The sequence below is a fragment of the Fischerella sp. PCC 9605 genome (assembly GCF_000517105.1).
Classification (GTDB): Bacteria; Cyanobacteriota; Cyanobacteriia; order Cyanobacteriales; family Nostocaceae; genus PCC9605.
The window spans coordinates 1,425,449-1,451,385 of the sequence record NZ_KI912149.1; the positions used below are offsets into that span (position 1 = coordinate 1,425,449).

Genomic DNA, 25,937 nt, shown 5'->3' on the forward strand with positions numbered 1-25,937 from the left:
CCATAAGGTTTTTATATGGCTAAGATATATTCTTTTTCAAACTTAAGTTTAAGTATTTATACTTTTGTATATTAATATAAAATAAAAGATAAAGAGTAACTTTTAGTAAAGTTTGGCTAAATTCCGCAAAGCTACAGAGGAATAGTCGAACGGAATTTTGTTGAGCTGGAAGGATGCCGGATGCGGCTCTGGAAAGCAAATTTTTATTTTAAATGAAACGAGGTAAATAAGCGAGTGAGCTTGCAGACCCTTACACAAAATAATCGACGCTACGATCCAAAGGCGATCGCTCGTTACTACCGCTATCGTCCTTGGTTGGCTTGGGGGCGGGCGCTGAAAATTATTTGGTCTTTTGCCGTATTTATATTAAGCCTCAAGTGGGATGAGTGGCAAAATCAAGTAGAGCAAAACAAGTTGAAACGAGCTGCCGAACTGCGGCAATTGCTCACGCGCCTAGGGCCTACTTTTATTAAAGTTGGTCAAGCCCTATCAACGCGACCAGATTTGGTACGCAAAGATTTTTTGGATGAATTAGTAAAACTGCAAGACCAATTACCGCCGTTTGATAATGCGATCGCCTACCAAATTATCGAAACTGAACTAGGTCGCCCAGTCAAGGAAATATATAGTGAGTTGTCACCCACTCCCGTTGCTGCTGCTAGCTTAGGTCAAGTCTACCAGGGTCGTTTGCTAAGTGGTGAAGAAGTGGCGGTGAAAGTGCAACGACCCAACTTACGTCCAGTTATCACCCTTGACCTTTATTTAATGCGGTGGGCTGCGAGTTGGTTAAGCCCTTGGTTGCCTCTCAATCTTGGTCATGACCTAAGTTTGATAGTGGACGAGTTTGGTACTAAATTATTTGAAGAAATAGATTATCTTAACGAAGGTCGCAACGCTGAAAAATTTGCAACCAACTTCCGCAACGACCCCCATGTTAAAGTCCCAGCTATTTACTGGCGTTATACCTCAACCCGGGTTTTAACCCTAGAGTGGCTGAATGGATATAAGCTTACCGATACTAAAAGAATCAAGGAAGCAGGTTTAGACCCGGAAGCTATCATCGAAATCGGCGTTACCTCCGGTTTGCAACAGTTATTAGAACATGGTTTCTTTCATGCTGATCCCCACCCCGGTAATTTGTTTGCTATGCCGGATGGTCGAATGGGTTACATTGATTTCGGCATGATGGATCAGTTGGATGAAACTACTAAAGAAACCCTGGTTGATGCAATAGTGCATCTGGTCAACAAAGACTACAGCGACTTAGCCGAAGATTATGTGAAGCTGGGTTTCTTGACATCAGACACAGATATTTGCCCGATTGTACCAGCATTAGAAAGGCTGTTGGGTGATGCCATTAGCAGGAACGTGGGAGATTTTAATTTCAAAACCATTACAGATCAATTCTCGGAGCTGATGTATGAGTATCCATTCCGAGTTCCTGCCAAATTTGCTTTAATTATTCGGTCTTTGGTGACACAGGAAGGTATCGCCCTCAGCCTCAACCCCAACTTCAAAATTGTGGAAGTGGCCTATCCCTATGTAGCAAGGCGTCTGTTGACAGGCGAATCTCCGCAATTGCGCCGACGCTTGTTAAATGTGTTGTTCAAAGATGGCAAATTCCAGTGGCAGCGGTTAGAGAATTTGATAGCGATCGCGCGCACGGATGAAAGCTTTGATGTCTTGCCTACAGCTAAATTAGGATTGCAATATTTACTGTCTGATGAAGGCAAGTATCTGCGTCGACAATTGGTATTAGCCCTCACCGAAGATGACCGTTTGCATACCGAAGAAGTCCAACGTTTGTGGAACTTAGTTAAAGATGATTTACAACCAAATCGCTTGTTAAATGTAGCGATTGGAGTTTTAACAGATTTATCTAAAGAGGGGGTTGCGGCAATATTACCCTCAGTTACAGCTTTGACAACTTTTGGTAGTCAGCAGTAACAAAGTTCAAAAAGTAAGAAGTAAAACGGTAAAATTTTTCTATTGCCTTTTACCTCTTACTTTTTAATATAATCAGGAGTTTTCATGTACTACTACCCTCTACAACCGCCTTATTTACTACTAGTTTTTGGGTTATTTGCTGCTATCACCTCTGGTCTAGCCTTGTCTGGAACGCTAAGAATAATTGTGAGTAAATGGCAAAGTGATGGTGCAGAAAATTCCGGTTCTAAATTGTCTATTAAACAGTTAATCGTGCCATTTCTAGGAATAACTGGTGGTGTAGCACTCTTTCTTTGTTCAGGGTTTGAGATATTTGGTTTTCCACCCTTGCTTGCCTATGCAGTTGGTGTGCCAGTCACTCTTCTGACTTGCTTACTAGTTTGGTTACAACTGGGAAGTATGATGGCTTTTGTAGAACGGCAAGGAATGCAATCTCTTGATTTAGATTCTATGAGGTAGAAAAAGCTCGATTTAACTATCAGATCCCCCCTAGCCCTCCTTTTTAAGGGGGGAATAATTTTCTCTAAGTACAGCTTTGCATAAAATCTTAGCTTTTTTAAACGCAGAGGAGCGCAGAGTCAGCGCGGAGGTACGCAGAGTTTTTCTGAGTTTTTTTCGCTACGAATTTATGAAATTTTGTAATAAGTCCTCCTTAAAAATGGGGATTTAGGGGAATAGAAAATAGCTTGGAAGTTGAATAAATAACTTTTCAGACAACCTCTAAAATAAGCAGTTAAGTAGCGATAAAGTAGTATAGAGGTTATTTCGAGATTTTCTCTTTAAAAGTACGATATTTATGCATAAATCTCTTAGCTTTGTGGCTCAAAAAACTGCTGGTAGACCTTTGCAAACGTGTCAGAGGGCTAGGAAGATTAAAGGTTTTTGGTCTAGATTCTGGTGAAAGCAAATACCGATAGTATAGAAACACATCCCTGTAGGGAATATCAACATCTTCCCCAGCACACAGACGTGTAAATTGTGATGAACCGATGCTCATGTAATGCAGGTATGTCAGTTGCCGACCTTGATCGTACAGAATGTTATCTACTACATCAAATTTAGAAGACCAGTGATTACCAGTTACCTGGTCTACATCATGATAAGCAAAGTTATAATAGCTAACTCCACTACGCAAAACCATGTAGTTAAATAAAGATTGATCGGGGCCTCCTAATGCCATAACATCAGCTTCACCAGACTTTAATTTTTCTAGTAAATCGGCTAACATTGTCTCAGTAAAAATTTGCTTTTTAGCTGCAAACCAACCAGCACAGAATATTTGATAAGATAATTGTTCTTGAGTGAAAACTTTTCTCAGAAGTTCTGGTGAACCATCAAAAATGTATTTCAAATTAGAACGATATTGAAAATCATTTGCTACCCAATCATAGTTATCTAATTTTTGATACACATAGTCTAAAGAACCCATTAATAGGGTATCTGCATCAAAATAAATAAATTTATCAAAGGGCCCATTCAGACCACAAAGTTTTCGGTGCATGGCTAAACGATAGGTTCCCGTAACACCCCATTCTCGCCAAACTCTTTGTGTTCTGGGATGAGTTTTCCATGCTTGAGTGACAAAGTTTTCCCAGTAAGCGATCGCACTTTCATTTTCAAACAATGTGACATTCTTTCTAGATGTAATTTCCGCACGTACCTTATCTAAACGGCGATCGTAGGGAATTACGCAAACAGGAATTTCTCTACCAGCATTGGCTTCTATGCTATTGAGTAAGGCAACCAATTGGTCATAAACGACATCATTGGCTAAAGTATAAATGCCATTTGTCATTGCAAACCTCTAAAGGAAATTAACGGCGAAATAGTTTTTGCAGTAAGGGAACTCTACCTTCGTGGAGATAACGATAGTGTTCCCACAATTTCCAATAAGGACAACCAGGTTTAATAGCTGTACCAGCCCAATGCAGATATTTCAGCCTCTGAGTGCGATCGTAGAGAACATAGTCTTTCTCTTGAAAATGGCGAGAACCAGCCCAACTACCGGGTTCTCCCCCTGGAAGTCTGACGAGGTTACAACGTTTGTCAATGTGTTTGAGAACTAAATAGTTAAGAATAGGCTGATCTGTTACCCCACAAGAAAAGTCAAAATATTCCTTGTGCGTTGCACATTCCTGCAACGTTTCTTCCATTACTTGCTCTGTAATTATGCCTTTTTTGGAAGCCCAAAAGCCACTATTGAAAACATCCTGAAGTTGTTCTTCTGTAAAAATTTGTTTTTCTTTGACAAGTGGAGAAAAGATATTCCGCAATCCCTCACTTTTGTGGTGATAATCGCAACAGAAAAAATCAACTTCCAATAGCCTGTTTAAATTCTCAGCAATTTTTTCAAAAACAATAATATCCGTATCTACATAAATGAATTCATCTAGCGGCCCAAACCATACTGCCAGTTTTCGCATCTTGTTAGGTAGAGATAAGAAATCTCTAGGAAAAATTTCTCCGATGCGTTTGGTGAAACTATTAACAAAGTCTAGGTCAGGAAAAATTTGTACATTGTGTAAATCGCCTAAAATATCTGCTACTTTGTGATAATCATCATTAAATGGGATGAGAACAACGGTCACTTGTTGATCGTAAAGGCGAATGCTGTTGAGTAGTGCGATCGCATTATCCAAAACGCGGTCATTGGCAACTATATAAATTCCCCGCTGCATAATTTATCCTTTAGTAATTAATTTTAATTTTCGCAAAGCCCTATTTAGTAAACTAGGATTTGGAGACTGATAATTTTCTGGAGGAATGCTAAATACTGGACGCTTTTCAGGTTCATGAAGGTAACGATAGTAGAGAAACAAATCTCGATAGGGAAAATCTATGTTTTCACCAGAACAAACCGCGTGCATCATTTTAGGCTGAACACCGATGTAATGCAGGTAAGTTAGGCGGTTTCCTTTGTCATATAAAATATGATTTCGTTCTTCAAAGTGTTTTGAAGTTGCAGAACATCCAGTTTTTTGATTTTCTGGTAATTGCACAGCAAAGTTATAACTAGAAAGACCAGATCGCATCACCATGTAATTCAGCAGTGGTTGTTCACCAGCACCTGCGTATAAAATTTCTGCCTCACCGCTTCGCAGTTGGGATAACAACCACTCTCTTTGTTCTGCCTTAAACGTTCCCCGTTTTGAAGCATAAAAACCTGAGCAAAAAATTTCAGTATCAATGCGGCTTTGCTCAAAAACTTCTAGTAATTTAGGAGATTGGGTGTTATAAACTTTGCTAACATCTGTAAATTGGAAATCATAAACTACCCAATCATAATATTCTAGTTTTTCAAACACTGTTGCCAGTGAATTCATCACTAGAGTATCGCCATCTAAGTAAATAAATTTATCGAAGGGGCCATCAAAAGCACAAAAACGACGATGAGCACCATAAAGACGAAATTTGCTGCGGTTTAAACGTTCGGGCGCTGCTGCTAGCATGAACTGATCCCAGCGCTCAATCGAGTCTTTATCGTCGTAGATAAATACATTAGGTCGTTTGGCAACTTCTGCTGCTAGCCTGTTTATCTGTTCGTCAAAAGGATAAATACAGACAGATATTTCTCGCCCTAAAATAGCATCAATACTATTGAGTAAAGCAACGATTTGGTCGTAAACATAGTCATTGCCTAATGTACAAATTCCATTCATAAATTTATGCGTGTTTATCAACAAATTCTGATAACCAATTTAAAAGATTTAGTTTGTGTAAAATAATTTGGCGTGCTTCTTTGATTGCATCCTTGGCTGCATACCAAGCATCAGGAGTAGCTGTTACTTCTCGGATATAGGCAACACCTTTTTCATCCAAACTAGGTAATCGCAGAAAACTGCCTGGTGGCAATAATTTTTCAGCCGCAGGACCACCATAGTAAATTGGCAGACACCATGCTAAGAGAGCATCCCATAATTTTTCGCTGACATACCAATTATTGTCACTGTAGTTTTCAATTGCCAGATTGTAATAGTAAGGAGCCATGCCATACCATTTGTTGACTAATTCTCCTGATGTTGTTGCCCATGCAGGTAAATTGCGTCCGTATAAATCGAATATAATTTCACTTGTTTGTAAGGATTGCAAAAACTCTAAACGCTGACGATGGTTAGCTGTGCGGTTAATACCAGAGGTAATCCAACTGCAAGGAGAAACTTTTTCCGGCGGTGGCATTTCATTTAATTCCCGAAACGAGTTGCCGTGATACCAAATTGCAGGCATGTAGCCGGGAGTGAGAGCAAAATCATCGGGCCCTGAGACATAGCCACAAAATTTTTGTGCCTGTTGATAATTATATTTAGTAATGTCTAAAACTTCCTCTAAAGGAGGTTCGCGGAGCAAATAAATAATCCGTTCTTTGTTTACACCTCGCAGTAGATTTTCGATGTTCACTTCCGGTGTTTGCTGTTGTTTACGAATGCGTTTCCACCAGGATTTCTGTTGAGGAGGTTGGTAAAAATCAAACTGATACATCAGCAGAAAATCTGGTTTTGGTGCGGGTGCTTGCATTTGCATATTGCCCCAAATACCAAATGGATGAGGAGTTTGTTGCCACAGCCAATCGATTCTTTTTTCTAGACCTCGATAGCTGCTAATCATGCCAATAGTTGCTGTTACCATTTTCTTATACTGGATAATTTGAATTAACTAAAAACTTGATTTTGTCTTCAAATACCTCTACCGTATCCAGTAGATAGATAGCAGAATGATAGGCTTGCTTAATTAATTCATTTTGTTCTTGAGGCTTGTCTATCAAATTATCGGCGAGAGAACGGAGAGAAGCCAACATAGAATTAAGACGTGTTCGCAACTGCTCGGAAATTTGTTGAAAAGTTACTTTTTCATTGGTGAGATTGTCATTAGAGTTTGTAAATGATGTTGAGGAAAAGCGCTGTTGCAGTTTAACAATATCTTCCAAAACATCAATAATGTTAAAAATCTTAAACGCTGATTTGTAGGATTCTTCTATAAGTTCCTGCCGTTCTTGAGAATTGTCTACCATATCATCAAGTACTAAGCACAGGAAACCAATCATAGAGTTTAGCCGGGTGCGAAGTTCGTGCGAAATGCGAATTAAGCTTTGATGGTGGGTAGAAGTTTCTGCGCGATCACTAAATTGCATCGCATACAAACGGGTGTAGAAACCGCCTTTTCGTAAAAGTTCTTCATGGGTTCCTATTTCTACCACACGTCCTTGATCTAATACAGCAATTTGATCGGCTTTTTGGACGGTAGACAGGCGGTGAGCAATTACTAAGGTTGTGCGATCGCGACTGAGATCGTCTATTGCAGCTTGTACTAGGCGTTCAGAAACCGTATCTAAAGCACTGGTGGCTTCATCAAGGATCAGAATTTCCGGATCTTGTAGTAATGCACGGGCGATCGCTAATCTTTGTCTTTGTCCTCCAGATAGCATGACACCGCGATCGCCAATCAAGGTATCAAAACCTTGTGGTAATTTGCTGATAAACTCGTAAGCATTCCCTCGCTTTGCTGCTGCAATAATTTCCTCTTCATTAGCATCAGGTTTGCCATAGGCAATATTATTTCGCACTGAATCATTGAAGAGAAAAGTATCTTGACTGACAATTCCCATCGCTTTTCGCAGCGATTTTAAATCGAATTCACGGAGATCTTTGCCATCGATGGTAATGCAGCCTGAGATCGGATCGTAAAACCTTGGTAATAAGTCTGCCAATGTAGATTTACCCGCACCAGAACCACCAACTAAAGCTAAAGTAGTACCGCGCGGTAAGTAAACATCCACATCTTTTAGCACCAATTTATCATTACTAGGATAGGCAAAAGATATATTATCAAAATGCACTCCTTTCTCTAATTTGGTATAGGAAAGCTTACCTTGATTCATGAACGGCTTATGATCGCGCCGTAAAAATTCAGCCACAATATCTACACTGGCTGCGGTATTAGCAAAACTACTCCGAAGAGAATTTAACTGAGAAATAAATGGTAGTAGTCGCAGTAATATTAATAAATATGTCAGAAGAACCGCTGATAAAGAAGCGATTTGGTCAGCAAAAAATGTTCGTGCAAAAAAGACAATTAGCATTAAGGCTGTGATGCCGGCTACTTCACTGGTAGGGCCAATTGCTTCAGAATGAACTTGAGATTGAAAATCTGCTTTTTCTCGGTCAATAATTAGCTTTTTAATTTTGTGATATTCTCTGTCTTCATTACCAGTTGCTTTCACTAAGCGAATTCCACTCAGTGTTTCTAGCACAGAAACAGAGTATGATGTAGAAATATCTGATAATTGCTTGCCAAAATTTCTAGCTTTGGAAATGGCATATTGATTTATTAAAGTCACCAAAGACAGCAACATTGTCGTCACAATTGTTAGCTGCCAAGAAATTGATAACAACAAGCCAACAAAAACTAAAATCGTAATTCCCAAAATTACTAATTTGACTGCACTACCAATAGCACTAGCAGCACGAGCAGTTTCGCCACCAAGACGATTAATTAAATCGCCAACTTTCATTTTGGCATAGTAGTCTAAGTCAATTTCTAATAATAACTTTATTCCGGCTTCGCGGATATCAGACGTAAGCCTGCGCGTTAAAACACTTGATGTCAACGTGCTAGAGTAGCTCGCTAAATTTTTGCATAAAATTACAAATATAATTGCTCCTGACATTACCCAAAGGCGATAATTCTCTGGCAGATTATCAAACGGAAACAAAATCGCTTTTAGAACCGGAGGAGCACCAGTTAAATCTACCTGTTGTCCGACAATTTTTAAAATGACTGGCACGATGAGAGCCGTACCCACCCCATTAAATAATGCTCCAGAAAAGCCCAGTATTATTGTCAGGATAATCCAGCCTGGATAGGGTTTAGCAAATCTTACTAGTAGTGGTATTAATTTATTGGTAAACATTGGTGATTTAGATCACAAATTACTTAGTGATAACATAGTTCGTTAATTAGTTTATGAATCCGTAAATCTTCCACAGCAAATAAATCATATTCTGAGTATGCTCAGTGAAAACACAGATACAAATATCTATTAGTGAAATCCATTTAACCCAAATTTACAATCGCCTACCCTTAAAGTCACAACCGCGTAATTACCGACTTTAGAGTAAATGCCATTGCTTCTAGGCTATATTTTTCTACACATCTTTCTCTCGCTTTCTTGCCGCGCTCGTTTGCTGCATCTAAATTCTCAAATATCAGTCGAATCTGTTCTGCAAGTTGTGCAGGAGAACTAGGGTCAGCTAAATAACCTGTGTCACCTAAAATTTCTGGAATATCTCCTACTCTTGTTGCTAAAATAGGCTTGGCCATTGCCATGCCATCCGTTAGCTTAATGGGAAATTGTGCCCGCGCTACAGGCGTATCCCGCTGTGGAACAACCACCACATCAGCAGCAGCCACAACTTCTGGCATCTTTTCTACTGGCATCTGGGGTAGTTTAATAATCCAACGTCCCCAACGCTCAATTAGCTGCTCATCGTAATCATCATAGGGATTACCACCTACGATCGCTAGCCTGAAATCAGGTTCATTGAGTTGGTCAAGTGCGGTTAACACATCCTCGATACCCTTATGTGGTCGCGGTGCGCCAGGAAACATCAGGAGGCGATATTCTGCTAGTCCGTAACGTTGTCGGCTGACTTGGAAATCGTATTTTTGGGGATCGAATAAGTCGGTATCTTTACCATTGGGTATATAAGTGCCGCCAAAGCGATTGAGCAAAAATTGAGTATCTGCGGTAATGGCATCAGCGCGATGCGTCGATGCATCCATCCACTTTAAATACAAAGGATGGTCTGGATTTCTCAAAGCACCATTTTTTTTGAGAATGTCTCTACCTAGCTGTTTCCAGCTAGGACGGTATTGCCACTCATCACCTCCATGCCAACTCAACTCCCAATCATCAATATCCAAAATCACTGGTTGACGGTGAGAAATTTTGTTAAATAAAGCGACACCATAGCTGGTAAGTTTTGGTTTGATGGCACAGACAATATCCCCATCAATTTTTGTCAACAGTTGCTTCACTGAAGCAAAAAATTCTGGATAGTTGCAGCCTGGTAAACAGTAAATTGGTAAGTCTGGTGGTGGTTCGGGATAAATACTTTTGCCAAATAAAAACCCCAAAATCTCGACTTCAAAATTTAATTTTTTAAATACTTGACCCAGCAAATATGCTCGATCTACACCACCTTTAGAGAAATTGGGCGTTAAAATAGAAACTTTTGACTTATTTTTTTGCCGATTCATAATAGAAATTAGGCGTCAATCTATCAAATTGTTTTTAGGGAGTTGCGAGAATTTCTTTGTAAAGCATTGCCATCTCTGAAGCGACAACGCTCATGGTACGTACTAGCCCAATACCTTGACGCAGTCTAGCGAGTAAATTCCTATCCTTAGCAAGAGTGGCGATCGCTTCTGTCCATGCTTTAATATCTTTGGCTGGAACTAACCAACCATCGACCCCGTGACGAACTAATTCCGCAATTCCTCCTAAATTTGCACCTAATACCGGAGTGCCAACAGCTTGGGCTTCTAGAACTACCAGAGGCCCTGTTTCTAGCCATTGGGACGGTACAGCCAGTAAATCAAAATTCGCCAATGCCTCAGAGATTGCTTGACGTGACAGTGGTTCAGCAATGCGAATCCGACTGTCACAAGCAGCAAGTGCTAAAACTTTTTCTCGATTCGCTTCACCGTATTTATCTGCATGAGTAGCATGAAGAATTAATTCCACAGGTACATCCGCAGGCAAAAGGTGTACTGCTTCTGCGATTATTTGCACTCCTTTGGTTTCTTGCCAGCGACCCAAAAAGCCAATTTTTAAAGCACCGTTTTCTGCTTTGGTTGGTGTTATTTGTTGGGTAAAATTGTTTGCAACACCCTGTCGGCAAAGAATCAGTTTTTCTTCAGGCACACCATTCAAACGGAAAGCATCATACTGCCAATTGCTGGGAACAACAATGCGATCGGCTAGTTTTGCTAGCTGCCTTAGCTGATGCTGATGTTCAGTCACCAAAGGAGGAATGCCAAAAGTTCTACCTAGTAGGCGGAGTTTAACACTCTTAGAGCCACGCAATTTTGTTTCTGCGGCTACGCCGACAGGGAGAGGAACTTGACTCAGTGTTTTGATTGCCCAAGAAGGTACTCGTTCTGGAATGCCCAAACACCGACTGCAAAGGGTAGCATCAATTAGCCCATTGCAAGGTTCTTGAGCATATCGCATCATTGTACCGCGCAGACATAGAGGCTCGGGCATATGCACGGTGACTACAGTTGCCATACCTAGCTTGCGGGCAACAGCTAGGTGATGCAAGCCGCAGTCAAATCGCCAAGAGTGCTGATGGTATACATCTGCTTTATGGTTTTTTAACCAATTGGCAAAAGTTTCAAACCCTCCGTGAGGTAATTGTTTGTGTTGCTGTATCTTGTTAGGGTTAGGGAAGACAGGATAGCGATAGACTAAAGTACCGTTATATTCGTAAAAGTCTTCCTCTGTGCCTTGTCGGGGGGCAGCAACTATACTTTCTACTCCATGTGCTTGCAAGCCATGTAATAGGGAATCTATGTATACTTCTACACCACCTGATCTATCTGGAAAATACCAGGTAGTTGTATGAATTAACTTCATTTATTAGCCCGCACAAGAAACGATTCGGAAACCTAGATACCTCAGTTACAGCTATAAGCAGCCATTCTAAAAAACAGGGCAAATCTAATAAAAGCGCTGACGGTGTTGTCAGGTAGATGTAGTCTTAGTTGCTCATGTTGGGTTGGGAAAGGCACATATCAAAATGGCATTCCATACTAGCTAACTAACTGCCAGTGTATTTAAGAATTAACTATGTTTACTTGAATACACACAGAAAATAATTTAACACTATAATTTTTATGGTTGCTATCGCATTTTCACTGAATATTCAAATTGATTGGATTTTTGAAGATAATAATTGAGTGAATTTACCAGTGAGGATAAAAATATTTTATGTTACACCGATTTTAGCCATTTTTTATGGCAAAAAGCACATCTGTATAAAAATCAGAGAGAGAATTATCAAAACAAGGGCTAGGAATAATTTATCAGTTAATTATGTCACTTTCAAAAATATAAAATATACCCAACCTCTTTCCTTGGTGGGAGATTAAGTTAGGGGTAAAATCTTACGTTTAATTTTGTTGACCTATTTATCAGTTATCAGATTCCTAAAAAATAGGTTTGAGCAAGATGATTTTCATCAGAGCAATCAAAGAATAATTTGATTTATTGAAATCACCTAACTTTAGTTATGTTTATTGTCTGATAACTGGTAACTGAGTGCTGACAATTTCAAAAATATTACCAGTCGATTAATTGTAGTCGTCCAGTTTGGATATAGTCTAATATCCGATTAATTTGACGACGTTCTGCATCGTTTAAATAACCATTAGGATGTATATGAGACGTAAGTAATTTATGGTCTTGACGGCTCATTTTCCCTGATTTGAGAATTCGCTCTACTATTTCCTTTACAGCGGATTCTAACTGATTGTCCACGCTTTTGTATATGGAAGTTTTATAGCTCATATTTCTCCTGGTAGATGCAAAACTTTATGCCAATATCTGCTCTACTTCTGATGTACAAAAGGAAGCTGTAAAGGAAATGTTAAGAATATTTGATTTAACAGCTTAGAGCAAATCTTGATTATTTTTTTGACCGAAACTTTTTGGTATCTTTACAGCACCAAAGAACAAAATAAATCTAACTTTCTATATACTCTTACTCCCAGAGAAAATTTACTGATAAATCAATATTATTGGTATGAATTGTGAGAGTATTTAAGTAATTACACTGTTGTATTTGCTTGTTTTTTATGAATTTTTACAGCTACAATCAGAAAAATATAAATAAATGAATATCAAACATCAACTTGTGAGGGAGGTTGTTGTAATGCAGGTAATCCGTCTGGAGGCACTTTCAGACAATTACGTTTTTCTGTTACACGATCGCCAACAAAATATCGCCGCCGTTGTCGATCCAGCAGAGGCAGAACCAGTTTTAATAAAACTTCATGAATTACAAGCAGAACTCGTAGCGATTTTTAACACACACCATCATTTGGATCACGTCGGTGGTAACAAAGAATTGATACGAAGATTTCCCCAAGTAAAAGTTTATGGTGGAGCCGAGGATCGGGGAAGAATTCCAGGACAACAGGTGTTTTTGCAACAAGGCGATCGCGTACAATTTGCAGACAGAGTTGGAGAAGTTATCTTCGTACCCGGACATACTCGTGCTCACATTGCTTATTACTTCCCTCCCAACAACCCAGAAGAGACAGGGGAATTGTTCTGCGGTGATACCCTCTTTGCTGGTGGATGCGGTCGCTTATTTGAAGGCACGCCCACGCAGATGGTAGACTCCCTGAGTAAGCTGCGTTCTCTACCAGATAATACGCGGGTCTGGTGCGCTCATGAATACACTTTAAAAAATTTGCAATTTGCTCTAACCGTAGATAGTGATAACCCCGATTTGCAAACTCGTTATGATGAAGTGAAAATGTGTCGCAGCCGGGGAAAAGCAACCGTTCCCTCTCTTTTAGGAGTCGAGAAACGCACAAATCCCTTTTTACGTTGGGAGCAGCCAGCATTACAATCAGCAGTAAACAGCCGCGATCCAGTGCAAACCTTTGCGCGTCTGCGGGGAATGAAGGATAGATTTTAGTCAAGAGTCAAGAGTCCAGAGTCCATAGTTAAGAGTTTTTTACTGATGACTAATGACTATTGACTATTGACTAAGGACTTTTCGTAAAAAGTGTTGCGATCGCACCCTGCATTTCGCTAGGATCTGTAGGCTTATTGGCTATAAGCAAAGCTCCTGGGGATAAAGCTACACTCTTGTGAACTATCTTGCTGAAACCCCAAGATATTGAGATTTTACAAGCAACAGAGAAAAAAGAAGAACAATGGCGAAACGCATACAGTTAGTTTTAACTCAGGATGTCAGCAAGCTGGGAAAATCCGGCGACTTAGTAGAAGTAGCTCCCGGCTATGCTCGTAATTATCTAATTCCCAAGAGTATGGCAACCTTTGCTACTCCTGGTATTCTTAAGCAAGTGGAACGCCGCCGAGAGTTAGAACGCCAGCGGCAATTAGAACTCAAGCAACAAGCACAAGAGCAAAAAGCAGCATTGGAAAAAGCTGGTAGCTTCAGCATTGCTAAGCAGGTTGGTGAAAAAGAAGCTATTTTTGGTACAGTCACTACCCAAGATGTAGCCGATGCTATTCAACAAACCACAGGTTTAGAAGTCGATCGCCGTGGCATTACCATACCCGATATTAGTAGGCTGGGTACATACGAAGCTGAAATTAAGCTGCACTCTGAAGTAACCGCAAAAGTAAACATTGAAGTTGTAGCCAGCTAAAAATCAACCTTGCTCTCATATGGAACACAGACACATCAAACACATCTGTGTTTATCTGTGTCCATTTGTGCTCGAATTCTTCTAAATATAATTTGTAGTGTGTAGAGACGTTGCATTGCAACGTCTCTTGTTTAATTTAATAATAGTAATTTTGAACTATAAGAGAATATGGCTACATAAAAATCCAAAATCTAAAATCTAAAATCTTATATGTCTGAAGAACTAAATTTTCAAGGATTAGGCAGCGATCGCCTACCTCCCCAAAACATCGAAGCAGAAGAAGCGATACTAGGGGGAATTTTGCTCGATCCGGAAGCTATAAGCAGAGTTAGCGATCGCTTAGTTCCAGAAGCTTTTTACATTAGCGCTCATAAAGATATCTATCAAGCCGCTGTAGTACTTCACAGTCAAGGTAAACCCACAGACTTGCTTTCGGTCGCAAATTGGCTGACTGACCACGATTTACTAGCTCGTGTTGGTGGTAGAAATAAATTAGCTTCCCTTGTAGACCGGACAGTATCAGCAGTCAATATTGACGCTTTAGCATCGCTGGTAATGGAAAAATACCTGCGGCGTCAATTAATCAAAGCTGGCAATGAAATTGTTCAGTTGGGTTATCAAACAGAAGCCGAGTTACCACAAGTACTCGATCAAGCAGAACAAAAAGTTTTTGCTATTACACAAGAACGTCCCCAATCAGGACTAGTTCATATTTCCGACAGCTTGGTTAATGCATTTGAAGAAATAGAAACTCGCCATCAAGGTGTAGCATTACCAGGTATTCCTTGTGGTTTTTACGATTTAGATGCTATGACCAGCGGCTTTCAGCCTTCTGATTTAATCATTGTCGCTGGCAGACCATCAATGGGGAAAACCGCGTTTTGTCTTAATCTTGCTTACAACGTTGCTGCTTTATATAAATTACCAGTTGCTATTTTCAGTTTGGAAATGTCCAAAGAGCAGCTGGTGCAGCGATTAATAGCTAGCGAAGCAGAAATTGAATCTGGTTATCTGCGGAGTGGACGCATCAGTCAAACTCAGTGGGAACCTTTAAGCCGCGCGATTGGCTTACTTTCAGAGATGCCAATTTTTATTGACGATACGCCGAATATTACAGTAACAGAAATGCGTTCTCAGGCGCGGCGTTTGCAAGCCGAAGTTGGTACAGGACTGGGACTAATTGTTATAGATTACTTGCAATTGATGGAAGGAGCGGGTGATAACCGCGTGCAAGAATTATCTAGAATTACCCGTAGTATTAAGGGATTAGCTCGTGAATTATCTGTGCCAGTGATTGCTCTATCTCAGTTGAGTCGAGGTGTAGAAGCACGTACAAACAAGCGTCCGATGTTATCTGATTTGAGAGAGTCTGGTTGTTTAACTGGTGATACTCTGGTGACATTAGCAGATAGCGGTTTACAAGTAACCATTCGAGAATTAGTTGGACAATCCGGTTTTGCCGTTTGGGCTTTGAATCAAGCGACAATGCAGTTAGAAAAGGCAATTGTTAGCCATGCTTTTTCAACAGGTATCAAGCCTGTGTTTACCTTAACAACTCGATTGGGACGAAAAATTCGTGCCACAGCTAATCACAAATTCCTCACAATTCATGGCTGGCGTAGACTAGATGAACTAAGTCCTAGACAACATATATGTTTACCAAGGCATCTACATAGCCTTGGTAAACAAAGCATGACTTATGCTGAAAAGGTTGGAGCAGTAGGAGAATACAAGCTAGGTTCACTCCAACAAATTTTTGAACACCTGGAAAACTGCATTCACAACACCAATAGAGATATAATCCCCAAAGATGTTTGGAAAACCCACGTTGTACCTGCAATGCAAGCTGTTGAATTGACAACAAGGGCATTACATTCCAAGATTGGCACATCCTATTGTGGCTCTGCGCTTTACAAAACAAATTTGAGTAGAGAAAGAGTTTTAAAAATTGCAGAGGTTGTTCAATCAAATGAGCTGCTTGCTCTTGGCAAGAGTGATGTTTATTGGGATGAAATAGTTTCAATTGAATCTTGCGGCGAGGAAGAAGTGTTTGACCTGACTGTTCCTGGCTTGCATAATTTTATTGCCAATAACATTGTTGTTCACAATTCTATTGAACAAGATGCGGATTTAGTAATCATGCTTTACCGCGACGAATATTACAACCATGACACACCCGATCGAGGTATTGCAGAAGTCAATATCGCTAAACATAGAAATGGCCCAACTGGCACTGTCAAACTTTTATTTGACCCGCAATTTACGAAGTTTAAAAATTTAGCTAGACCAAATTATTAAAAATTAGATAGTAGATAGTAGATAGTAGATAGTAGATAGTAGATAGTAGATAGTAGATAGTAGATAGTAGATAGTAGATAGTAGGTAATAGTTATCTGTTAATTTTTTACCACTAACCACTAACCACTAACCACTAACCACTAACCACTAACCACTAATTAACGTCCAACAACTCCACATCAAAAACTAGGGTAGCGTTGGGGGGAATGACGCCACCAGCACCACGAGCGCCGTAACCTAACTCTGCGGGGATGATTAACTGACGGCGACCGCCTACTTTCATAGTACTAAGTCCTTCATCCCAACCTTTGATGACTTGGCCCGTACCGATTTTAAATTTAAAAGGTTGGTTGCGATCGCGGGAACTATCAAACTTAGTTCCATCTTCTAAAGTACCGGTGTAGTGAACTTTAACAGTTTGTCCTGTTTTAGGAGTCGCACCAGTCCCCTCTTCTAACTCAATATACTTCAGTCCAGAAGGTGTAGTGACGACATTTTCATCAGATGAAGGATTGCTTGCCATTAGAGTATTGTTTTCAATTACAGTAGTAGGCGCTGGTGTCATTTCGGTTACTTGGGCAGCAATGGCAGACTCTTGCTTCCCACCGCCAACTTGTGCTAACACCAAAACCACAACACAAACTAGCATGAAACCCACGCTGAGTAAAATCGCTTTCAAAATCAGTCCTCCCTACTCTAGGTTGTCTGTAAATAGAATGACCTGTAGGACAAAACTTTAGTGTAAATCAGAATGTCTCTGTTACCTCAGTAATTATTGAATAATTATTTAGGAGCACCTGCACTCGCAGTGCGATCGCACCACGGCTAATCCTGTTCTATTTTCGGCAGTAGTTCTACTAATTGCAAGCCGTTCATTGAGTACTTCTGTGATTTTGATTGTTCCAGTACTTGAGGAGCGATCGCTCAGTCCCTAACAGTTGGGCAATCTGAACCAGAGTATCAACTAGAACTGAACCGTATTGGTTAATAACTAAATACTGACTTCTGTTTAATGCGATCGCACTCTCAAAGGCTTGAACTTCACCTTCAACACCTCAACGTTGAACCTCAAAGGCTCGAACTTCACCTCCACAACCTCAACGCTGAACCTCAAAGGCTCGAACTTCACCTTCAAAACCTCAACGTTGAACCTCAAAGACTCGAACTTCACCTTCAACACCTCAACGTTGAACCTCAAAGGCTCGAACTTCACCTTCAAAACCTCAACGTTGAACCTCAAAGACTCGAACTTCACCTTCAGAGGCTCAGTTGATGCGATCGCACTTTTGCTAACGATTTACTTTTTGGGATTGATATCATCGCACAGATGGCGATCGCTCTCACTCACATTCGGATTATTCTTCAGATAATCATGCAGCCAACTGCAACCCTGTGCCAGCAACTCGTCTACAATCTCCACAGGCCATAACCGCACTGTACGGTCATCGGAAGCGGTGGCGATGGTTTTGCTATGGGGACTGAAACTCACACTATTGACACTGCTCTGATGACCTTTGAATTCAGTGATTAGCTTACCGTTGAGGTTCCACAACCGTGCTGTACCGTCAAGTGAAGCGGTGGCGATAGTTTTACCATCGGGGCTAAAACTCACACTATTGACACTGCTCTGATGCCCTTTGAATTCAGTGATTAGCTTACCGTTGAGGCTCCACAAGCGTGCTGTACGGTCATCGGAAGCGGTGGCGATGGTTTTGCTATGGGGACTGAAACTCACACTATTGACACTGCTCTGATGCCCTTTGAATTCAGTGATTAGCTTACCGTTAAGGTTCCACAACCGCGCTGTACGGTCATATGAAGCAGTGGCGATAGTTTTACCATCGGGGCTAAAACTTACACTCAAGACTAAGCCCTGATGCTCTTTTTTGAATTCTTTGATTAGCTCACCGTTGAGGTTCCACAACCGTGCTGTACCGTCAAGTGAAGCAGTAGCGATCATGTTGCCATCGGGGCTGAAACTCACACTATTGACACTGCTCTGATGACCTTTGAATTCAGTGATTAGCTTACCGTTGAGGTTCCACAACCGTGCTGTACCGTCAAGTGAAGCAGTAGCGATAGTTTTACCATCAGGGCTGAAACTCACACTATTAACACTGCTCTGATGCCCTTCGAATTCGATTATTTGCGGTTGCTGCCCGTTGAGGTTCCACAACTGCGCTGTACCGTCAAGTGAAGCGGTAGCGATAGTTTTACCATCGGGGCTGAAACTCACACTATTGACACTGCTCTGATGCCCTTTGAATTCGATTATTTGTGGTTGCTGCTCGTTGAGGTTCCACAACCGTGCTGTACCGTCAAGTGAAGCAGTAGCGATAGTTTTACCATCAGGGCTGAAACTCACACTATTGACACTGCTCTGATGCCCTTTGAATTTCTTGAATTGCTGTCCGTTAAGGTTCCACAACCGTGCTGTACCGTCAGAGGAAGCGGTGGCAATCGTGTTGCCATCGGGGCTGAAACTCACACTATTGACACTGCTCTGATGCCCTTTGAATTCGGTGATTAGTTTACCGTTGAGGTTCCACAACCGTGCTGTACCGTCAAGTGAAGCGGTAGCGATCGTGTTGCCATCGGGGCTGAAACTCACACTATTGACACTGTTCTGATGCCCTTTGAATTCGGTGATTAGCTTACCGTTGAGGTTCCACAACCGCGCTGTACGGTCATCGGAAGCGGTAGCGATGGTTTTGCCATCGGGGCTGAAACTTACACTGATGGTTTTGCCATCGTTGAAACTCACACTATTGGCACTGCTCTGATGCCCTTTGAATTCGGTGATTAGTTTACCGTTGAGGTTCCACAACCGTGCTGTACCGTCAAGTGAAGCGGTAGCGATCGTGCTGCCATCGGGGCTAAAACTCACACTATTGACACTGCCATCATGCTTTTTGAATTCTTTGATTAGCTCACCGTTGATATTCCACAACCGTGCTGTACCGTCAACTGATGCGGTGGCGATGGTTTTGCCATCTGGGCTGAAACTCACACTATTGACACTGCTCTGATGCTTTTTGAATTCCTTGATTAATTCACCGTTGAGGTTCCACAACCGTGCTGTACCGTCAACTGATGCGGTGGCGATGGTTTTGCCATCTGGGCTGAAACTCACACTATTGACACTGTACTGAGACCCTTGAAACTGGTTACGTTCTTTGATGTTGCTGAGAATAGTCCGCAAAGCGAACAAAGGGCTGATATCTAGATAATCCTCCGGAAGACGACTATCTTTTACTAAAGTTTTCAACTCTTTCCCACTCCGCATTGCTGACATCAGGGCTTCTAACTCGGTAAAATCAAACTGTCGTAATGCAGTAACTCCTGACCGTTCTAGTTTTGTTCTTTGTTGTGCTTCCCTCAATTTATTCACAGCATACCCAGCAGCCAAGCCAGCCACAACTAACAATAATATTGATAACCCAGAACTGACAACCAATCCCAACCGCCCTTGGCGAATTTGTCTATCAGCTTCTCGTTTCGCATCCGCCAATATTTGATTTGCCTCTTGTTCGCGCTTTAAATTCTCCTCCGCCCGCTGACGCTGTTCTCTTTCCTTCGCCAATTCTGCCAATATTTCATTACCCTGTTGCTGGCGAATAAAAGCCACAAGATAATCATGCACCAATTGATATAAATCGGCAGGACTTTCTGGCAACAGCAAGACTAAACCTGATTTGACAAAAATCTCTAACACCAAATCAAGTTTGTCTGCTTCTGCTGCTAAATCAGCTGCCAATTGTGCGCGAGTCTTCAAAGGACGAGTGTTGTTTTCATCTGTGAGTAAATATAAAACTAGTCGAGCACAACGTTCATTCTCAGCACCACAGTCTTTAATAACTTCTTCTAAAAATCTTTTTACTAGTTTTTCCTTAGTGCCTACTTCCTGATATTTCTGAAGAGTATTAATCTTCTCTGTTTGCAATTGCGTACCAACAATTTGCAACTCAATCGGGCGGACTTCGCCTAAATCTTCGGCTAAATCTTGCACTAATTTATCAATCAATGCAGGCTGTAAATAAAACTGTGTGCGTTCGGTTAAACTCTGCACAACTTTTTTAGCATCATCCTGTGAAAAGTTCCCCAAATAATAACGAATATTCTTATCTAAAATATTATTGTTAATTACACTCAAATTAAATAGACGGTCTAGTTCTAATAAATAATGTAAATAATCTTCTCGCAAAGACAGAATCACCTTTGTAAAAGGAATATCCAAGCACAGGCGCAGAAATTCATAAAATGGTCGTCTGTTAACTTGGTCTAAATAAACAAAGAAAAACTCTTCAAATTGGTCAAAAATTAAAACAGTTAATAAGTTGCGGTCTGCATTTTTACGCAACTGTTCTATAATTGCCATAATTGCCGATGCCGAATCAACAGGTGTAGATAATTTCTTGCCTCTTACTTCTTCAAAAGCTTCAGTCAAACACCGCCCCAACATTCCTACCCAATCTGTGTAAGCTCGTAATAACACAGGTAAAACATCACGAGCGTCAATAGCTTGCTGTTGCAGCACAGGAATTAAACCCGCCTGCAAAATCGAACTTTTACCCACTCCTGATTGACCATGAATGACAATCAATTTATGTTGAGTACTGCTGATTCTCTCTATCAATTGCTTGATATCTTGTTCCCTACCAGAAGCAGCAATTTCTTGAGCAATTGTCCCTTGATTGTCAACTTGCCCGAGTGTAGGATTAATAGCCTCTCGTTGTGGAATTAAATAACTTGCACCGATGAATGCTCGCAAACCATACTGATGTTCAATCGCAATTTGCTGTTGCTTAATCCGAAATGCTTCTAGATATTGACCTTGCTCGTAATAGAGTAAGCGCAACGTTTCCAAAATGCGAATATAAAGCTTGGGATTGTATTGAGAATTGCTTTCTGCTCTCGCTATTTCTAAATTATTGATAGCTGCTTCAATTTCACCTAAACTTTGTTGAGAGCGTGCTAAAAGAAAGTGATACCAACCTTGCTCATGTATTTGTTGATTGGATACTTCCGATAAAACTAGCAGTGCTTGTTGAGCGAGTTGATTAGCATCATGCCAATGTGATTGCTCTAAAGCGACTTCTGCTAAAAAACCGTAATCTTCAGCTATTTGTAGCGGTAAATGATAATTTTGATGCAGCTTCAATGAATTTTCAGCTAGGCTTTGTAACTCTTCCCATAATTGTAATTGGCGCAGCACTTCACCCAGTTTATTAATATGCTCAGCAACTAAATCTTGTCTCCCTGCTTGTGTGAAAGCATCAAGACATTGCTGAAAATAATTTCTAGCTTCTTGCCAATAACCTTGATTTTCTGAATGATATTTTTCCGCTTGGCGGTAATAAGCAAGCGCAATATGCAGTAGTAACCTACCCCGCCTTTCTAACAGCATAGCCCCCCTTTTTAAGAGGGGTTGGGGGGATCTAATTTCTTGCCAAAAAGCTAAACTCTGCTGATAATGCTCTAAAGCAGAATTTATCTGATCGTATTGATAATCATGCAAACCTAAAACAAATTCTAAACTAGCTTGAATTTCTGCTTCTAAAACTTGTCCGCGCGATCGCAAATCATCCCCAGCAGTTTGCAATTCCCAGCAAAGTTGTGAATTCGGAGTTACATTACCAGCAAAAATATCATCAGTTTTTTGCTGTAAAAAGCTGACTAATTCATCAGTGTTTTTTTTAAACTCAATTGTTGTTGCCCAACTTTCTAAATCTGTCGCTAATCTAATGAATTGGTGCAAAATATAGTCATTCACCCACAACAAAATTGGGAACAGAAAATTTTTTCTAAACTCCTCCCTCACTTGGTTAGCTGAAGTCAGAACCGTATTGAGGTTTTTCACCGACTCCAAACCAAAAACCATCAAAGCGTGTGGTTGTTCATCTGTCAGTTGTTCACTGATAGCTGTGTAGAGAGTTTTGACCGATGCAGATAAAGTAATTTCGTGGATATTTATAGGAGATATTTCCCGCAGACGTTCTACCATCCTCTCTCGCAGAGAAGCATAATTACACCGCACCAAAATTAGTGAAAATTGCCCCTGAGAAAGGGTAATTGATCGCACCAAAGTTTGTAAGGAATTTTCATTGATGGCGGTGACATCTTCTGGGTTTGTCATTGGTTATTGGTCATTTGTCACTTTTTGTAGTTTGATTGGTTAGCAATAGCGTAACCTACCCTCCGTATCTTGGCGATTTAATTTTTGTAAGAACAGCCTGGAGGCTGAGCCTCCAAACCCTTGTTACCAGGTTGAACCTGGTAACGAGAACTAACGAGAACTACTAGAGAGAAGTCAAATGCATCATTCATAATTTAAATTCTCTAGCTTCTGTCAAAATTGGATTGATATCAAACCAAGAGCCATCCTCATCTCGATATTCAAATACAAACATACTGCGGAGCAAAAGTTCGTATTTTTCATGACCTCTAAAGCTTTTTTGTTGCGCTACCTCACGCAGTAATTCCCATTCTTCGGGGGTAATTGCCAATGTTAGCTCATTACGGCGTTGTTTAATCACACTTTCTAAGCAATCATAGGAAATGGGTGGATCTTGTCTCTGCAAACAACGAAACAACAGCATCAGTAAGTTTCGCAAATGACCACCGCTAACTCGACACAGTCTTTCTAAAGTCACAGGACTGTCAAAAACTTGGGTAATTAAATTACGGCTTTGTTCCCAACTCACACCAGGAAAAGCCCTCACCATCATCATCTGTTGCAGCAGTGTGATTCCCTTTTGGCATTCAGAACCATCTCGTAATTGCACGGGAACCATTGGCAAAACTTTGGGGTCTACACCAAAACGATTTGTCAGCCTTCCTAAAGCGTTGGAAAAAATCAATACTAAGGGAATTGTATAGACAACATGACAATTCAGTTGATTTAACTGTTCACCCCGTTCTACAAATAGATATTCTGGTTGGTAATAACCCGATGGCTTCAAAGAATTATCGACTCGATCAAGATTATCAACAATTACCACTAGCCCTTTTTTACCTTGCTGTTTAAGTCTTTCTATTGCAGGTTTTAGTAACTCTTGATTAATTGATTCCAAAATACCATTTGTGCGCGGCTCTAAATATTGCCTTAGCTGGTTTCTTAGCTTGGGACTATCTTTGGTTTTGGTAGTAATTTTAGCAATACCAGCAGACAGTTCAACTCCAGAAACATCTATTGGCGTTTGCAACAAATCAACAATGTCAGTAAATAGATTTTGAAAATATCCTGGTTTCAGGTTAATTTTTATTGCTTCTAGACTTTGACTGACTTCACGGGCGATCGCCAATAAAACATCTGTAACATCAACATCAGCCATATCCAGGCTTTGACTGGACTCGAAGTAAACAGTATGAAATCCCTGCTGTTTTAACTCTGCTTTTAGCCGCAGCAGTTCAGTAGACTTACCACAGCCGATATGTCCTGTAAATAATTGGCAGGTTGGCTGATCGGGTGAGAGGCGAGTGATAGTTCTTCCCAGTTCCTGAATTATCGTACTACCACGTACCTCTGAGAAATCAATATAATACTGCCGATCCTCTGGTCTTCCCATATCTAGGGTTCGGCTAGGATTACAAGCTTGATAAAATTTCTCTAAATCCAGTCTCATGAAGAGTAACCCGCAGATAGGCTGACACTTCTCGTTATTTTAAGTGATTATACAGATGATAAAGTTGCTCTAAGGAATATTCATCCTTGAGAGGGGCTGATGTGGTGATTTTCTTGTTTCCAGGTTTCGGCGAATGCAAACCTACTGTTGGTCTTCGAGCAGCATGCACAGACAATGCTTGATGCCATAAACCGAGAGAACAATTACACCCGACAAGTTGTGCAGGCGATCGCGCAACAATTGAAAGGAGAGCTTCCGGGGACGGGCGCGATCGCCCACAGTCTAGCAATTAGCGTCCGCCAGTTACAGCGAGAGTTACAAGCCGAGGGTACGTCATACCAGCAACTTTTGGATGAAACTCGTAAAGAACTTGCCCTGCGACATTTGAAAAACCTGGATACTCCAATTCACGATGTCGCTTTTTTGTTGGGGTTCTCTGAACCCAGTGCCTTTCACCGCGCCTTCAAACGCTGGACAGGACAAACTCCACGAGTTTACCGATTATCTAGTGGCTCGATGTGAAGGGAAGGCGATCGCACTGTCTAAACAAAAGCTTGCACCGGACTACCTGGAAATTATTGGCTTAGTTTAGGAACTATTCTTAAACTCATTTCCTTTACTCAGCGCCAGAGCTTATTTTCTAAGTCTCTTACCTGTCGCTCTAAACGATCAATTCTACCCCGCAGTTCGTCCACCTCTGACTGACGTGCAACTCCTAAATCTTGCATCATATTCCGCATTTGCCGTTGCATGTTAGTTTCCCAGCTGCCTTGCTCGGACTTTAACTGGTTTAACATGTCATCCATGACTGCTTTAGCCTGCTCAGGATCGAGCTTACCATCCTTAACTAGTTGGTCGCTCACTTCCTTGAGTTTTTCTGCCATCATGGACGTTGTACCAATACCGATCATCAATAACTGCCTCATCCAGTTGTTGCTGTCCATACCGCCTTGTCCTTGTTTATAATCAAATGACCCTTAGTGCATCTAGGCAATACACCATTGCTGGAAGGATAATTACTCTAGACTACAGCTCTATTCTGACAAACGTAACATAGGGATAAAAGGTGTGATTGTCGAACTGCTTAGGGTAAAAATACCACCTACACAACGAGAAAAATACATCCAGAAGGACGCCGAAATTTGGACAGCAGCGCTTGCCAGTTATCCTGGTTTTCTCGGTAAAGAAGTTTGGATTAACCCCAACGAGCCAGCAGAGGTCATCCTAATCATTCATTGGGCAACGCGGGAACAATGGAAAGCAATTGGACAATCCGAATTGAACGCCATAGAGCAACGGTTTGCCCAAGAACTAGGATTTACTGGCGAGATAGTAGAGTCATCTGAGTATCAAGTACGGAAATTTCCGCAAAATAAGGGTTAATATCGTGTCTACTTGAATACTTATACTTTCGCTGAGGCTGGTAATGACTAATATTTAATATACCGCTTTACCACTCAATGTTTTATAAGTTATTTACCGAACATGTTCTAATGATTTAGTACTGCTATTATATAAGATTAGTTTCAAAGCAGGTCTATTGTGCGATCGCATAAATACTTGTAAGGTAATAAAACTGCTGCGACAACCGCACAGGAGTTGCCGCAACCTTTACATCAGAGGATTGCACCCTAATTTTTCTCATTTTATATCCTTGTTGTA

20 protein-coding genes are annotated in these 25,937 nt (G+C 40.8%); 7 read left to right on the forward strand and 13 right to left on the reverse strand.

Annotation, left to right across the window (positions count from 1 at the left end):
- Window positions 1–234 precede the first annotated feature (234 nt).
- Complete coding sequence (locus FIS9605_RS0121195; RefSeq protein WP_026734382.1) at window positions 235–1,947, forward strand: ABC1 kinase family protein; 1,713 nt, start codon at window positions 235–237, stop codon at window positions 1,945–1,947.
- A gap of 84 nt (window positions 1,948–2,031) precedes the next feature.
- The gene (locus tag FIS9605_RS0121200) at window positions 2,032–2,406 is read left to right on the forward strand and encodes a hypothetical protein (protein ID WP_026734383.1); all 375 of its coding nucleotides are present in this window, start codon (window positions 2,032–2,034) and stop codon (window positions 2,404–2,406) included.
- A 301-nt stretch (window positions 2,407–2,707) separates the two neighbouring features.
- On the opposite strand, the gene FIS9605_RS0121205 is transcribed toward FIS9605_RS0121200, so the two are convergent.
- The 8 genes from FIS9605_RS0121205 to FIS9605_RS0121240 form a co-directional block, all read right to left on the reverse strand.
- Entirely contained in the window at window positions 2,708–3,742 is a 1,035-nt protein-coding gene (locus tag FIS9605_RS0121205; protein WP_026734384.1) for an Npun_R2821/Npun_R2822 family protein, read from the reverse strand.
- A 19-nt stretch (window positions 3,743–3,761) separates the two neighbouring features.
- Window positions 3,762–4,625, reverse strand: coding sequence for an Npun_R2821/Npun_R2822 family protein (locus FIS9605_RS0121210; protein ID WP_026734385.1), 864 nt, complete (start codon window positions 4,623–4,625; stop codon window positions 3,762–3,764).
- A 3-nt stretch (window positions 4,626–4,628) separates the two neighbouring features.
- Window positions 4,629–5,606, reverse strand: coding sequence for an Npun_R2821/Npun_R2822 family protein (locus FIS9605_RS0121215; protein WP_026734386.1), 978 nt, complete (start codon window positions 5,604–5,606; stop codon window positions 4,629–4,631).
- A gap of 4 nt (window positions 5,607–5,610) precedes the next feature.
- Window positions 5,611–6,570 (reverse strand): glycosyltransferase family 10 domain-containing protein, encoded by a 960-nt coding sequence (locus tag FIS9605_RS0121220; protein ID WP_026734387.1) that lies wholly within the window; start codon window positions 6,568–6,570, stop codon window positions 5,611–5,613.
- A gap of 4 nt (window positions 6,571–6,574) precedes the next feature.
- On the reverse strand, window positions 6,575–8,851 hold the full coding sequence (locus FIS9605_RS0121225; RefSeq protein ID WP_026734388.1) for an ATP-binding cassette domain-containing protein: 2,277 nt from the start codon (window positions 8,849–8,851) through the stop codon (window positions 6,575–6,577).
- Between the two features lie 176 nt (window positions 8,852–9,027).
- Window positions 9,028–10,200 carry a glycosyltransferase family 4 protein gene (locus FIS9605_RS0121230; protein WP_026734389.1) on the reverse strand — a complete coding sequence of 391 codons (1,173 nt, stop codon included), beginning with the start codon at window positions 10,198–10,200 and terminating at the stop codon, window positions 9,028–9,030.
- A gap of 34 nt (window positions 10,201–10,234) precedes the next feature.
- A complete protein-coding gene (locus tag FIS9605_RS0121235) occupies window positions 10,235–11,581 on the reverse strand; it encodes a glycosyltransferase (RefSeq protein WP_026734390.1) in 1,347 nt (448 codons plus the stop codon).
- A gap of 705 nt (window positions 11,582–12,286) precedes the next feature.
- On the reverse strand, window positions 12,287–12,514 hold the full coding sequence (locus FIS9605_RS0121240; protein WP_026734391.1) for a hypothetical protein: 228 nt from the start codon (window positions 12,512–12,514) through the stop codon (window positions 12,287–12,289).
- A gap of 364 nt (window positions 12,515–12,878) precedes the next feature.
- Here FIS9605_RS0121240 and gloB point away from each other — a divergent pair, with 364 nt between their 5' ends.
- The 3 genes from gloB to dnaB all read left to right on the forward strand — a co-directional run bounded on the left by gloB (window position 12,879) and on the right by dnaB (window position 16,650).
- Window positions 12,879–13,652: a hydroxyacylglutathione hydrolase gene (gloB, locus tag FIS9605_RS0121245; protein WP_026734392.1), complete on the forward strand. Its 774-nt coding sequence runs from the start codon at window positions 12,879–12,881 to the stop codon at window positions 13,650–13,652.
- Window positions 13,653–13,893: 241 nt separating this feature from the next.
- Window positions 13,894–14,352 (forward strand): 50S ribosomal protein L9, encoded by a 459-nt coding sequence (gene rplI / locus FIS9605_RS0121250; RefSeq protein WP_026734393.1) that lies wholly within the window; start codon window positions 13,894–13,896, stop codon window positions 14,350–14,352.
- A 210-nt stretch (window positions 14,353–14,562) separates the two neighbouring features.
- Complete coding sequence (dnaB, locus tag FIS9605_RS0121255; protein WP_026734394.1) at window positions 14,563–16,650, forward strand: replicative DNA helicase; 2,088 nt, start codon at window positions 14,563–14,565, stop codon at window positions 16,648–16,650.
- A 154-nt stretch (window positions 16,651–16,804) separates the two neighbouring features.
- On the opposite strand, the gene FIS9605_RS0121260 is transcribed toward dnaB, so the two are convergent.
- The 4 genes from FIS9605_RS0121260 to FIS9605_RS0121280 all read right to left on the reverse strand — a co-directional run bounded on the left by FIS9605_RS0121260 (window position 16,805) and on the right by FIS9605_RS0121280 (window position 24,275).
- The gene (locus FIS9605_RS0121260; protein WP_026734395.1) at window positions 16,805–17,329 is read right to left on the reverse strand and encodes an FKBP-type peptidyl-prolyl cis-trans isomerase; all 525 of its coding nucleotides are present in this window, start codon (window positions 17,327–17,329) and stop codon (window positions 16,805–16,807) included.
- Window positions 17,330–17,659: 330 nt separating this feature from the next.
- Window positions 17,660–17,905: a hypothetical protein gene (locus tag FIS9605_RS42915; protein ID WP_026734396.1), complete on the reverse strand. Its 246-nt coding sequence runs from the start codon at window positions 17,903–17,905 to the stop codon at window positions 17,660–17,662.
- A gap of 42 nt (window positions 17,906–17,947) precedes the next feature.
- Window positions 17,948–22,786: an eIF2A-related protein gene (locus tag FIS9605_RS0121270; RefSeq protein ID WP_026734397.1), complete on the reverse strand. Its 4,839-nt coding sequence runs from the start codon at window positions 22,784–22,786 to the stop codon at window positions 17,948–17,950.
- A 187-nt stretch (window positions 22,787–22,973) separates the two neighbouring features.
- Window positions 22,974–24,275 (reverse strand): P-loop NTPase fold protein, encoded by a 1,302-nt coding sequence (locus FIS9605_RS0121280; protein WP_026734398.1) that lies wholly within the window; start codon window positions 24,273–24,275, stop codon window positions 22,974–22,976.
- 174 nt (window positions 24,276–24,449) lie between these two features.
- On the opposite strand from FIS9605_RS0121280, the gene FIS9605_RS0121285 reads away from it, so the two are divergent.
- Complete coding sequence (locus FIS9605_RS0121285) at window positions 24,450–24,797, forward strand: helix-turn-helix transcriptional regulator (protein WP_026734399.1); 348 nt, start codon at window positions 24,450–24,452, stop codon at window positions 24,795–24,797.
- A gap of 98 nt (window positions 24,798–24,895) precedes the next feature.
- Here FIS9605_RS0121285 and FIS9605_RS0121290 read toward each other — a convergent pair whose 3' ends face one another.
- Window positions 24,896–25,219, reverse strand: coding sequence for a phasin family protein (locus FIS9605_RS0121290; protein WP_026734400.1), 324 nt, complete (start codon window positions 25,217–25,219; stop codon window positions 24,896–24,898).
- Window positions 25,220–25,343: 124 nt separating this feature from the next.
- On the opposite strand from FIS9605_RS0121290, the gene FIS9605_RS0121295 reads away from it, so the two are divergent.
- Window positions 25,344–25,658, forward strand: a complete 315-nt coding sequence (locus FIS9605_RS0121295) for a TIGR03792 family protein (RefSeq protein WP_026734401.1) — start codon at window positions 25,344–25,346, stop codon at window positions 25,656–25,658.
- Window positions 25,659–25,937 lie beyond the last annotated feature (279 nt).